At 36.1% G+C, this 11,971-nt stretch carries 10 protein-coding genes, 1 pseudogene and 1 riboswitch; of the genes and pseudogenes, 9 read left to right on the forward strand and 2 right to left on the reverse strand.

What is annotated here, in order from left to right:
- The first annotated feature begins 427 nt into the window (after positions 1-427).
- The 4 genes from RU96_RS09645 to RU96_RS09660 all read left to right on the forward strand — a co-directional run bounded on the left by RU96_RS09645 (position 428) and on the right by RU96_RS09660 (position 5,367).
- The gene (locus RU96_RS09645) at positions 428-1,132 is read left to right on the forward strand and encodes a sirohydrochlorin chelatase (RefSeq protein WP_071865327.1); all 705 of its coding nucleotides are present in this window, start codon (positions 428-430) and stop codon (positions 1,130-1,132) included.
- A 437-nt stretch (positions 1,133-1,569) separates the two neighbouring features.
- The gene (locus RU96_RS09650) at positions 1,570-2,595 is read left to right on the forward strand and encodes a 3-deoxy-7-phosphoheptulonate synthase (RefSeq protein ID WP_071865328.1); all 1,026 of its coding nucleotides are present in this window, start codon (positions 1,570-1,572) and stop codon (positions 2,593-2,595) included.
- Between the two features lie 522 nt (positions 2,596-3,117).
- A complete protein-coding gene (gene yfcC / locus RU96_RS09655; protein WP_071865329.1) occupies positions 3,118-4,842 on the forward strand; it encodes a putative basic amino acid antiporter YfcC in 1,725 nt (574 codons plus the stop codon).
- A 204-nt stretch (positions 4,843-5,046) separates the two neighbouring features.
- Complete coding sequence (locus tag RU96_RS09660; RefSeq protein WP_071865330.1) at positions 5,047-5,367, forward strand: PTS lactose/cellobiose transporter subunit IIA; 321 nt, start codon at positions 5,047-5,049, stop codon at positions 5,365-5,367.
- Between the two features lie 411 nt (positions 5,368-5,778).
- On the opposite strand, the pseudogene RU96_RS09665 reads toward RU96_RS09660, so the two are convergent.
- Together RU96_RS09665 and RU96_RS12855 are read right to left on the reverse strand one after the other, a co-directional pair.
- Positions 5,779-6,639 (reverse strand): annotated as a pseudogene (locus RU96_RS09665) (metallophosphoesterase); the annotation flags it as partial.
- Positions 6,640-6,822: 183 nt separating this feature from the next.
- Positions 6,823-7,269 (reverse strand): hypothetical protein, encoded by a 447-nt coding sequence (locus tag RU96_RS12855; protein WP_143350962.1) that lies wholly within the window; start codon positions 7,267-7,269, stop codon positions 6,823-6,825.
- A 507-nt stretch (positions 7,270-7,776) separates the two neighbouring features.
- Here RU96_RS12855 and RU96_RS09670 point away from each other — a divergent pair.
- The 5 genes from RU96_RS09670 (at position 7,777) to RU96_RS09690 (ending at position 11,792) form a co-directional block, all read left to right on the forward strand.
- Positions 7,777-8,547 (forward strand): TatD family hydrolase, encoded by a 771-nt coding sequence (locus RU96_RS09670; RefSeq protein WP_071865332.1) that lies wholly within the window; start codon positions 7,777-7,779, stop codon positions 8,545-8,547.
- Positions 8,544-9,137: a ribonuclease M5 gene (rnmV, locus tag RU96_RS09675; protein WP_071865333.1), complete on the forward strand. Its 594-nt coding sequence runs from the start codon at positions 8,544-8,546 to the stop codon at positions 9,135-9,137. The genes RU96_RS09670 and rnmV overlap by 4 nt, the downstream gene beginning before the upstream one ends.
- Positions 9,115-10,008, forward strand: a complete 894-nt coding sequence (rsmA, locus tag RU96_RS09680) for a 16S rRNA (adenine(1518)-N(6)/adenine(1519)-N(6))-dimethyltransferase RsmA (protein ID WP_379923986.1) — start codon at positions 9,115-9,117, stop codon at positions 10,006-10,008. The genes rnmV and rsmA overlap by 23 nt, the downstream gene beginning before the upstream one ends.
- A gap of 279 nt (positions 10,009-10,287) precedes the next feature.
- Positions 10,288-10,911, forward strand: coding sequence for a hypothetical protein (locus RU96_RS09685; RefSeq protein ID WP_071865335.1), 624 nt, complete (start codon positions 10,288-10,290; stop codon positions 10,909-10,911).
- A gap of 209 nt (positions 10,912-11,120) precedes the next feature.
- A riboswitch (THF riboswitch) is annotated at positions 11,121-11,223 on the forward strand.
- Between the two features lie 41 nt (positions 11,224-11,264).
- Positions 11,265-11,792 (forward strand): folate family ECF transporter S component, encoded by a 528-nt coding sequence (locus RU96_RS09690; RefSeq protein ID WP_071865336.1) that lies wholly within the window; start codon positions 11,265-11,267, stop codon positions 11,790-11,792.
- Positions 11,793-11,971 lie beyond the last annotated feature (179 nt).

Below are 11,971 nucleotides of genomic sequence, written 5' to 3' on the forward strand. Positions count from 1 at the left end.
GTCAAAGTATGAATTATTCAGGTGCTATTATTACACCAATTATTGCTAAAGAAGCAAAAGCTTTTGCAGATATCCAACTAGAAGCTAAAAAACTATTTGGTATCATTCAGCAGTCTGAAAAAATTGAACAAGCAATGTAACACTTTTGACTAAAAATTTTAAAATGTAGAAGTGGCGGAAAGCTTCTTTCTACATTTTTTTATTACTCTTTGCTTAAACTAAAGACTATTATATTAAAGGATACATTCAGGTAATTTAGTGAATCAAAGACGGCTTATTTTTCTTTTTGTTACTTCACGAGTAGACTGAAAGAATAGTAAGAATAGCTGCCAAAATATTGTCTGCCAAAATTAGTTTGATAAGCCAGTGTGATGCCGTAATTTTTAAAGCCATTTTGTGATTAATCGCCAGGAAAGAGGGTATTTAAATGGAGCGTAAAAAAAGTGTTGTCTTCTTAATTACAACGGATAAAAAACATTTAAATCAAAGTCTTTTGCAAATGATTAATGAAGTAGCCTTACAACTTACTGTCCCTTTTGAAATTTGTTTTCTTAATGAAAAAAACAGGTTAGCTGAAAGTATCTTGGACTTAGCTACAAAGGGGAGTCGTGAAATTATTTTCTTGCCAGTTTCACTATTTTCAACGGCTGAAATTAGTCAGACTTTGCCAGAGCGAGTAAACGCAATTTTAAAAAAAGAGCCTGCTCTTACTGCAACTTTTTTGCAGCCTCTGGGTAGTACGCGATCAATTTTACATTCTCTGGTGGATCAATTAGCACAACAGCCCAATCTTTTACCCCAACCAGTTTTGTTAATCGCAGCAGATACAGCTAACAGTGCGACTTTTTATGAAGAAGGCAATACCTTAACCCAAAAACTAACCATTATTTCTGGTCGAAAAGTGTATTTTGCCGGTCTTTTAGGGGAATCTTCTTACAAAAAGCTCTTGGCGCAAATAAAAACACCACTACTGATTCAATTACTTTTAACAGATGATGATTTAGCGGCAAAGGTTACAGCTGAAATTTATTCATTGCGGGGAAAACAGGCGATGATTTTACCTTCTTTAGTTGAAAGCTACCATTTAGAAAAAGCGATGTTAGAACGATTAAAGAACGCCGGTTGCATTTGATAATTGTAAATTTTGGCAATTTAGTGAATTTTTTTACAAGACGGTCTCAGGGGAACAAAGATTTTTTAAATTGTTAGAATTTTCTTGACAATATAAATGAAGCTGGATACAATAAGTGCAATAATTAAAAGTGATGATAAGAAATAGTAAGTAAAAATAAGAAGACAGGAAGTTGCCGGTCATTGAGAGGCGCGAGATTGTTTTTACTGAATTCCTCTTTGAACTTCGCACCGAAAAAAGTAGGCTGCGACGGATGGTGTGCCTTCGTTAAATGGGCCAGGGTATAAGTATTTTTGTACCTGTTGAGGTAGTTTTGCGCGAGCAGACTATAAAAAAAGGTGGTAACACGAGTCTATTTTAGACCCCGTCCTTTCTAAGGAAAGGATAGGGTCTTTTTCTTTTATATAAAATGAGAATTTAAAAGGAGTCGATGGAAAATGTTTAAAGCAATTAGTAAAAAAATTAATGCAGAGTCCGTTAAATCTTTAGCCAAATTATCTGAAGCAGAAGCTGCACAGAAAAAGGTACGCGATTTAGAATTGGAAAAAATTATTACAGGTGAAGATGAACGAATTTTATTGATTATTGGTCCTTGTTCGGCCCATGAAGAAGAAGCGGTGATGGAGTATGTACGTCGTTTGGCAAAACTGCAAGCAGAAGTTGCGGATAAAGTTTTCATGGTCCCGCGTATTTACACGAATAAACCACGTACAAATGGTGATGGCTACAAGGGATTATTGCATCAACAAAACCCAAATGGTGAGAGTAATTTGATTCGGGGGATTGTCTCAGTTCGTAAATTGCACAAACGAGTTTTAACTGAAACAGGTTTAACGACTGCGGATGAAATGCTGTATCCTGAAAATTTGGAATTTGTTGAAGACTTAGTCAGCTATATTGCTGTAGGGGCACGCTCGGTGGAAGACCAACAGCACCGCTTTGTTGCCAGTGGCATTGATCAGCCTACCGGTATGAAAAATCCGACCAGTGGTAATTTAACCGTTTTATTTAACTCTTTATACGCAGCTCAGCAAAAACAAGAGTTCATCTATAATGGCGCGGAAGTAGAATCTTCTTCTAATCCATTAACGCATGTTGTGTTACGTGGTGGCCTAAATGAAGTAGGTAAAAATATTCCCAACTATCATTATGAAGATTTACTAGAAGTTACGAGCCGTTACGAAGCCGGTAATTTCAAAAATCCATTCATCGTCGTTGATACCAATCACGATAATTCGGGTAAAAAGTATTTAGAGCAAGTACGAATCGTTAAAGAAACACTGGAAAACCGCAACTATAACGAAAAAATCAAAAAAATGGTGCGGGGCTTTATGATTGAAAGTTTCATTGAAGATGGACGGCAAGAACCGGATGGCACTGTTTTTGGCAAATCGATTACAGATCCTTGTCTGGGTTGGGAAAAAACAGAGGAATTAGTGCGCTACATCGCTGAACATGCGTAAGTAATCTGTTTAAAACGATAAGGAGCAAAACGATTTTTTGATAGAAAATAAGGTTCTAAGAGAAGTATTTAGCTTCAGGCAATAAGTAGAGATTTTAAGAAAATCGGGGCACCAATTTTTGTGAAATTTTGGCTGATTTAAAAAAGATGGGGCTTCATTAACAACGTTTATTTGAAAAATGGAGGTAGGATAAGACGAAGATGCTTATCCTACCTCTTTTTCTTGTCTAAAAATACTGTACTCGTAGTTGTTTAAATTTATATTATTATTTTATCTTTAAGATTTGTTTCATTAAAAGAACGTTTGAAGAATGGAGTAAATAAATAAAAAAATAAAATGACAGCGGTAATAATCGGAATTTTCAGAAATTATAAACTTTTAAAATCGCATTGTAGCAAGGTATTGACGTAATAGGCATTTTTATCTTTATTTCAATTATCCAAAAAAAATTACAAAAGAAACGTATGATTTTTGACTAGAATAACTTATAATATTGTTATCGTATAAAGAGAGGATAGAGATATGAAGAACAAGAAGAAACGTGATTTAACAAAAATGCGTACGCCCCACACTTATGTCATTATTTTTATGGTTGTTATTGCGGCGTGGCTGTTGACGTTTATTGTACCGGCCGGAAAATTTTCAACGACTGAAGTTGAGTACAAAGACGCCAACGGTGAAGTGGCAACACGGACAGTCTTAGAACAAGATACTTTCCGTTATGATTATCCGCTAGATAAAAAGTTTGTCTTTGATAAACTGGAAACTTTAGCGCAAGATCAAAAAGAACTTGATGAATTAGATGTAAATAAAGAAGATGTGCAAGGTGTTTTAAAAGAAGGAGAAAGTAACCTTTCACAAGAAACACTCGACGGTATCAATCTGACAGATGATACACTGTATAAATTATATGGTGATAAAATTTATGATAAGTCAGAGAAATTGCACAAAACAGCGAAAATTTGGGGAACCGATGATTTTAATGGTTTTGGCTTTTTAAACTTTATTTTTGAAGGGTTAGTTTCAGGGGATAAATATGGCTCTGCGGTCGGAATTGTCGCATTAATCTTAGTCGTAGGTGGTGCTTTTGGGATCATCATGCGTACAGGAGCGATTGATGCTGGTATTTTTGCTTTTATTTCTAAAACCCGTGGCTTAGAGCGTTTAGCAATCCCACTATTATTCTTTGCTTTTTCATTTGGTGGTGCAACTTTTGGGATGGCCGAAGAAGTTATTCCATTTTCAATGGTTATGGTACCTTTTGTGATAGCGCTGGGATATGACTCCATTGTCGCAGTTACGGTTACCTATGTTGCTTCTCAGGTGGGGAATGCGGCATCGTGGATGAGTCCATTTAGTGTTGCGGTAGCACAAGGGATTGCTGGTATTCCAGTCTTATCAGGTGCAACTTTCCGTTTGGTGATGTGGTTTGTGATTACGGCACTTTCTGCTTTGTATTTATCTATTTACGCAGAACGAATCCGCAAAAATCCAATGAAATCAGAAGTTTACGAATCTGATGCTCACTTTAGAGATCAAATTCAAAAAACTACCGATGAAAAGAAACCGTTCTTACTTGGTCATAAATTAATCTTAATTGAAATGTTAGCAGTTTTAATCTGGATCATTTGGGGAGTAACCCAAGAAGGCTATTACATTCCAGAAATTGCTTCTCAATTCTTTGTAATGGGCTTAGTGGCTGGTGTGATTGCAGTACTATTCAAACTAGATGGTATGGGCTGGAATGATATTGCCAAAAGTTTCCAAGGCGGTGCAGCTGATTTAGCTGGAACGGCGATTGTAGTTGGGATGGCAAAAGGGATTTTACTTGTTCTAGGTGGTTCTGATGCCAATATGCCATCTGCTTTAAATACTATGCTCCATAGTGTTGGTGGATTATTAAGTGGCGTACCTGCAATGGTTGGTGCGTGGGCAATGTATATTTTCCAAAGCTTATTCAACTTAGTCGTAACTTCAAATTCAGGTCAAGCGGCCTTAACAATGCCAATTATGGCACCTCTAGCAGACTTAGTTGGTGTATCTCGCCAAGTTGCAGTTTTAGCTTACCAGTTAGGTGCTGGTTTTGTCGATGCCTTTACACCGGTTTCAGCAAGTTTAATCGGGGTTTTAGGTGTTGCGCATATCGAATGGGCAAAATGGGCGAAATTCCAAATTAAGATGCAAGGCTTCTTCTTTGTCTTAGGAACAATCTTCATTATTGCTGCGATTGCAGTTGGTTTACAGTAAAAATTGGACTTCCTCTTTTTAGAGGAAGTTTTTTTATAAGTAAAAGAGTATGTCTCTTGATAGTTTTTCAAACTTTTTTAACTATCAATACTAATAAAAAAATTGAAAAGTATTAAAATTTTAATGGGAAATTTTAAGGGGAACTGTTATTTATTTATCGACGTGATATGATTACAATAGATTTTTTACTAAAGGAGAATAGTTATGAATAAAGAAGAAATGAATATGCTTGGTTTTCAAATTGTCGCTTATGCCGGTGATGCTAGAAGTTCACTTTTAAAACTTATCCGTGAAGTTCGCAGTGGTGAATTTCAAAATGTCGAAACTTTATTAGCAGATGCTGATGCTAGTTTAAAACAAGCGCATAACGCACAAACAGAAGTTTTAGCAAAAGAAGCCGGAGGAGAAGACGTAGAATTAGGTTTTATCTTCATTCATGGGCAAGATCATTTAATGACTACCATCTTATTGCGGGAATTAGCTGAAGACTTCGTGAATTTGTATAAAGAAAAGTACAATAAATAATCGGTAAAGATATAATAGTAGGTTTGTGATAAAAAAGATTTAAAGAGTAATAGAATCTAAAATTTAAGCTGTAATATCTTGATGCGAAAAATATGTTTGAATTGATAATAGCGTTAATTTAATCGCGTTTGGTAAATAGAAAATCCCTTAAGCTCACTTTCTTACACTGGCTTAAGGGATCTTAATTGGTTAAATGATTTTTTTATTCTTATAACGCCGGCGGAACAAATTGATATCCACGACTTTATTTGTTTTATCGGTAGGTTTTTCAGCCGCATCAGTATCGGGTTGTTCTTCTGGAGCTACAGGTACCGTAGTGCGATCAGGAGTATTAAATTCATTTTGCGTTTCAGCGGTTGGCGCTGTTTTTTCTACTGTAATCTGCTTTTCAAAATTGAAATTACCATCAAAATTCTCAAAAATTTGGCGCTTGTTAGAAAGATGATAATAAACAATTTCAGGGGGAACACCAAAACGAGCAGGGATCATGGTCATACCAATTCCCGTGTTGACTGATAAAATAGTATTTTTAGTGGGTAAATACAAACTTTCAGTGTAGTGTTTAGCCCCTTCAGTTTTAATATACAGATGTGGCAAACGAATTTGTCCGCCGTGACTGTGGCCGGATAAGACTAAATCATATTGAGATAAGTTGTGAATCGCTTGAATTTGATCAGGTTGATGTGCTAATAAAATATGCCATTCTGCCAAGGTAGAGTCAAAGTTGTAGTCAGGTTTACCGCCACTTAAATCATCTATACCGACGATATTCATCGAAATTTTGGCATCAGAACCAAAAACTTCTTCATTCACAAGGGTTGTAAAACCAGCTTCTTTTAAGACCTCTTTAACAAAATATTGTCCGCCATGTTTATAATCGTGATTTCCTAACACTGCAATTTTTCCCATTGGTGCTTTTAGCCGCTTTAATTTTTCGATCAGGCGATTAGTCTGCTTTTTAGGCCAATATTTATAATCGTCAATCAAATCACCCGTAAAGACAATAATATCAGGTTTCATTTCCATCACAGAGCGGATAATTTTATTCATCTTACGTGGTTTAAACCAGCGGGAAAAATGTAGATCGCTAATATGGGCAATCGTCACATCCCCTTCATGAGCAAACATATCGTAAGCATCAGAGATATCCAACACCCGCTGTTTGTTTTTGCGAATCAGGTAATGCCGTTGTTTCAGCCTACTAGGTTCGATAAAGAATGCATATAACGCAAATGCGAGTAAAATAGTGATGATACCTAGAATTAACTGCACAAAATGGCCTCCTTTTGAATTCTGCTAACTAGTATAGAATATAAGATTGTGGAACAAAAAGCAATCGAACATGAGATAAGATTTTGCTAAATTTAGATGAAAAATATTTCGTTTTCATTACAAATAAAATAAACACCCTCCGTATCTTGACAGTGAGTGTTTAAAATGATTAAAACCTTGTTGTTACTTTATTTTCTTGATATTTTTTGAAGGATTTTGACGCAAACGGTTGTTCTTTTTTGGGATAATAAATAACAGCAATTCATAAGGGGTTGCGATGAGGAACCACAAGAGTGAAAGACTAGTGAAACCTTGGCGATAAAATTTTTGCAAGACGAAATGTAGCCCGATTATTCCCAATAATAGTCCGCCATTTTTCACCCAAAAAGGATCTAGGTTACTAAAAGTTAACAGCAGTGAACTTAGAATCGGCAGACTGTAAAAAGACAATGCGACCAGGTTTAATTGCCAGTTTCGTTTTAGTTCCAGCAGTGAAATGACAAATAAAACAGCTGATAGGATTATTCCAAGAGGTGGAAATAAGCTGGTTAAAAAAAGATAAACCGCACTATACAAAATTAATAACGGACCTCTGATAATTGCGGTAATCCCAATAAAGGTTACGATCAATAAGAATTGTCCCGTATAGCTAGATTTTATCAATAGACCAAATATAGCTAAGAGTAAAAAGTGGCTCCAAGTTAAAGTTTGTTCTTTTGTATGTTGTTGATATTTTTGACGCAAATAATGCGCGAATTGTGGGTAACGATGGTTAAAATTTTCGATGGTTATTCCTCCATTCCCGGCTTTTTTTAGAATAAAAAAACTACTTTAATTATAAAGAAAAGTATTGATTTTTAATCAGGCTTAGGGCGTATTTTTAAAAGACACAACATTGTTTTAAAAAGAAAGTTTAGATTTTTTTTGAGTATCTGCTAAATTTTTTGGTAAAAGCTTTAATTTGCGGTAGCTTTACTTTAGACCCAAGCGAATTTGTGCTAAAGTTACTATTGAAATGGATGAAGTAGTAAGTGGACGTTTATTTTTTAGTGTTTGTAGAAAACGATGCTACTTAAATGCCAATTGAGCTGTTTAGTACGAATAATTTTGATGAAAATATTTAAGGAAGTGGACCGGATGATTTTTGATTCCCATACGCATTTAAACGCAGAACAATTTAACGATGATATTCCTGAAACCATTGCCCGGGCGCAAGAACTTGGCGTAACCGAAATGGCAGTGGTAGGCTTTGACACGCCCACCATTGAAAAAAGTTTAGCCTTAAGTCAAGCTTATGATAACATTTATAGCATTATTGGGTGGCATCCCACCGAAGCAGGCAGCTATACAAAAGAGATTGAGGAAAAACTGCAAGAACGTTTAACTTTACCAAAAGTAGTGGCTTTAGGTGAAATCGGTTTGGATTATTATTGGATGGAAGATCCAAAAGACGTGCAAGAAAAAGTTTTTCGTCGCCAAATTGCGATTGCAAAAGAAATGAAGCTACCAATCAGTATTCATACCCGTGATGCAATTGAAGATACGTATCGTATTTTAAAAGATGAAAGAATACAAGATATTGGCGGCATTATGCATAGTTTTAGTGGCAGTGGCGAATGGGCCAAGCGCTTTTTAGATTTGGGAATGCATATTTCTTTTAGTGGTGTGGTTACTTTTAAGAAAGCATTAGATGTTCAAGAAGCTGCGAGTATTGTGCCTTTAGATCGTCTACTAGTGGAAACTGACGCGCCGTATTTAGCCCCTGTACCTTATCGAGGTAAGCGCAATGAACCCGGTTATACTCGTTATGTCGTTGAAAAAATTGCTGAGTTACGCAAATTGCCTTTTGAAGAAGTGGCAACTGTGACAAGAGAAAATGCGCATCGTTTATTTCGGATTAGCAAATGAAAAAGCCGTTAATTGAAGAAATCATTGTCGTTGAGGGAAAAGACGATACTAGACGTTTGCAAGAAGTGGTGCAAGTAGACACGATTGAAACAATCGGCTCTGCCATTAATGATGATATTTTAATGCAAATTGAACATGCCCAAGAAACTCGTGGTGTTATTGTTTTTACTGATCCTGATTTTTCTGGCGAAAAAATTCGCAAAAAAATTATGGAGGTGGTTCCAGACGCCAAACATGCTTTTTTACCCCGTAAAGAAGCAGTACCAAATCGGCGATATGGTAGTTTAGGCGTAGAACATGCGAGTGATGAAGCGATTTTAGAAGCTTTAAAAAAAGTCGTCACGCCTCAAGATAGCAAAGAAGAAAAGCCATTAATTAGTAGACAAAGTTTAATGGACTATGGTTTAATAGCGGGAGCTTCTGCCAAATTATTACGAGAAAAACTTGGGGATAAATTGCGCATTGGCTACACCAACAGTAAACAATTAACTAAGCGGTTAGAGATGTTTCGCATCACCGCCGAAGAATTAGACACAGCGATGCAAGAAATCAAAAAAGAGCTGGAGGATGACCTTGAAAGACACACGTGATATTGCAACCCCTTCAAAAACAAAAGAAATTTTACACAAGCATGGCTTTACTTTCAAAAAAAGTTTAGGTCAAAATTTTTTAACAGAGCCTAATGTTTTACGCAAAATTGTAGCGACAGCTGAAATTGATGACACCACAAACGTCATTGAAGTTGGGCCGGGAATTGGAGCGTTAACTGAACAATTAGCGAAATCCGCAAAAGAAGTTTTGGCATTTGAAATTGATGACCGCCTAATTCCTGTTTTAGCTGATACATTATACGACTATAAAAATGTGAAAGTTATTCATCAAGATGTTTTAAAAGCGGATTTAATAAAATTAACTGCTGAAAATTTTACTGATACTACTTTGCCTTTAAAGGTTGTCGCAAACTTACCTTATTACATTACTACGCCAATTATGATGCACTTTTTAGAAAGTGATTTACCAGTAGCTGAGATGGTTGTAATGATGCAAAAAGAGGTTGCGGATCGCATTTCAGCTGAACCTGGGACAAAAGCGTATGGCTCCTTATCAATTGCAGTTCAATATTTTATGGAAGCAAAACTTGCCTTTATTGTTCCCAAAACGGTTTTTGTGCCCCAACCAAATGTTGATTCTGCCATTTTAAAACTGACACGGCGCAGTGAACCAGCCGTTGATGTAATCAACGAAAAAGAATTCTTTAAGCTAACGAAAGCAGCTTTCCAATTGCGACGCAAAACATTGTGGAATAACTTACTGCACGCTTATGGCAAAGACGATACGACTAAAAATTGGCTGACAAAAAGTTTGACACAAGCAGCTATTGATCCAAAACGACGCGGAGAGACTTTATCTCTTAGTGAATTTGAGGCATTAAGTAATGCCATGATGTCGATTTCTAAATAATTACTATTATACTGACAGCTTTCGCCTCAATTAATGGCGCGAAAGCTGTTTTTTAGTGTTAGTTGAAATACGTACTTTTGCAGAAAGGGCTAAGTTTTCAGCGGAGTTTCAACGAGCTTAAAATGTAATGGGGGTGAAATTTTTCATTTATTTTTCGTGAAAAAGAAAATATATGTCTTGACACCTTGGATGATTCCCACTAAAATAAGGAAGAATTAAGTGTCTTGACACTTTGTTTTGCATTAAAAATAAAGATAATGTTTTTTCAAGGAGGAAAAAATGAGAAATAATTCTGTGCGACATTTAAATATTGCGGCATTATTAATTGGATTAGGGATTATGATTCCAATGGTCATGCCCAAAATTGTGATTGGACCTGCTTCTTTTACTTTGGCTAGTCATGTCCCTTTGTTTATCGCGATGTTCTTTTCACCAGTCGTCGCAATTGCAGTTGCTTTAGGCACAACTTTTGGTTTTTTAGTTTCGGGCTTACCTGTAATTATTGCATTACGTGCATTGACACACGTTATTTTTGCGACAATCGGTGCACTTTATTTGCAAAAGAATCCGCAAATTGTTTTGCAAAATGGTCAGTTCACTTTAGGAAATGTTCGTTTCCAAATGTACAATCTTCTGTTGGGCTTAATTCATGCCGCAGCTGAAGTAGTCGTTGTTTTAGCTTTTAATATGATTAATTTAGGAACACCTGGAACTTATGATGGCGGCGTCTTTTATTTCTATTTTGTCCTATTAGGTTTTGGTGGTGTCGTTCACAGTGTAGTCGACTATAATATTGCCTACTTTGTAGCAGGAACATTAAGTAAACACTTTGATATTCCGGTCTTCACCAAAGCGATGAAGTTACAAAATAAAGTAGCGGGTAAAGTTAAAACTGCTGCATAAAAAATTAGTAGATTGATATCCTGTCGCTATTTGCGACGGGATATTTTTGTGGCTAAAAGAATTATATGATTAAGATAACAAGTAAGATTATTGTGTAAACGGTTGGAATCTTAACGTTCGTTTTAAAATTTTGAAGTGATAAGCTTGTTAACTTGTTGGTAAGAATGTTTCGTGCTATATTTTATCCGTGGTTTAAAAACCACAAATATGACAGAGTAGGAAATAAAGCGTTAAGTGTCTGAGGGATGGGATGTTGCCCTTGGGACGAAGGATTACATTGTAGTTCGCGGTTTTATTTTCGCATTCGCTGCATTATTTTTATGCGGCAGCTCTATTAAGGAGATGCTGAAGTTATGAAAAGAAAAGTCGACGCGTATATGATTGCAATCATGGCGATGTTAATCGCTTTGATGGTGGTATTGTCGCAAGTTTTTGGGTTTGAAACCCAACTTTTAAAAATCACTTTTAGTTTTGTGCCAGAAGTGGTGATGGCAACTTTATTTGGTCCTTTTTGGACTGGGGTTGGTGCGGTAATTGCCGATGTGATTGGCAACACCTTACTAGCCAAAGCGCCTTTTTTTATTGGGTTTACCTTTAATGCTTTTTTAGGCGGATTAATTTATGGGTTTTTCTTTTACAAAAAGGAAATTACGTTAAAAAATTCGTTGATGTGTGTAATTGTTAATACGGTGGTCTTTAGTTTTTGTTTAACGCCATTGTGGTTGTCTTTGATGTATGGAATTGATTTAACCAATCCAGGTTTATGGACAACACGTTTAATCAAAGCGGCAATTATGATCCCAATTGAAACGATGATTATTTATATTGTAGGACGTGCTTTACCTTATCGTCGGTTGGCAAAACGTCTTCATTCCAATTAATGAATAAAATATAAGGTCCTCCATCCCAGGACACAAAACCGTAACAATTGCCTATTTGGCTAATTGTTGCGGTTTTTTTAGTTTAGAATTTACCTGTTGCTTTTCTTCAAGAGATTTTTATCAGCCGTGTTAGAATAAAGGAAAGAAAAAAGGGTGCTTTTAGGCAACAGGAGGAAAAG

Source organism: Enterococcus canintestini, assembly GCF_001885735.1.
GTDB classification, from domain to species: domain Bacteria; phylum Bacillota; class Bacilli; order Lactobacillales; family Enterococcaceae; genus Enterococcus_C; species Enterococcus_C canintestini.

What these genes read in the sequence shown, in the direction of transcription:
- rsmA (WP_379923986.1), top strand. Translation starts at nt 9,115, where the DNA reads ATGACCTTGAAAGACACACGTGATATTGCAACCCCTTCAAAAACAAAA.
- RU96_RS09660 (WP_071865330.1), top strand. Translation starts at nt 5,047, where the DNA reads ATGAATAAAGAAGAAATGAATATGCTTGGTTTTCAAATTGTCGCTTAT.
- RU96_RS09685 (WP_071865335.1), top strand. Translation starts at nt 10,288, where the DNA reads ATGAGAAATAATTCTGTGCGACATTTAAATATTGCGGCATTATTAATT.
- rnmV (WP_071865333.1), top strand. Translation starts at nt 8,544, where the DNA reads ATGAAAAAGCCGTTAATTGAAGAAATCATTGTCGTTGAGGGAAAAGAC.
- RU96_RS09670 (WP_071865332.1), top strand. Translation starts at nt 7,777, where the DNA reads ATGATTTTTGATTCCCATACGCATTTAAACGCAGAACAATTTAACGAT.
- RU96_RS09650 (WP_071865328.1), top strand. Translation starts at nt 1,570, where the DNA reads ATGTTTAAAGCAATTAGTAAAAAAATTAATGCAGAGTCCGTTAAATCT.
- yfcC (WP_071865329.1), top strand. Translation starts at nt 3,118, where the DNA reads ATGAAGAACAAGAAGAAACGTGATTTAACAAAAATGCGTACGCCCCAC.
- RU96_RS09645 (WP_071865327.1), top strand. Translation starts at nt 428, where the DNA reads ATGGAGCGTAAAAAAAGTGTTGTCTTCTTAATTACAACGGATAAAAAA.
- RU96_RS09690 (WP_071865336.1), top strand. Translation starts at nt 11,265, where the DNA reads ATGAAAAGAAAAGTCGACGCGTATATGATTGCAATCATGGCGATGTTA.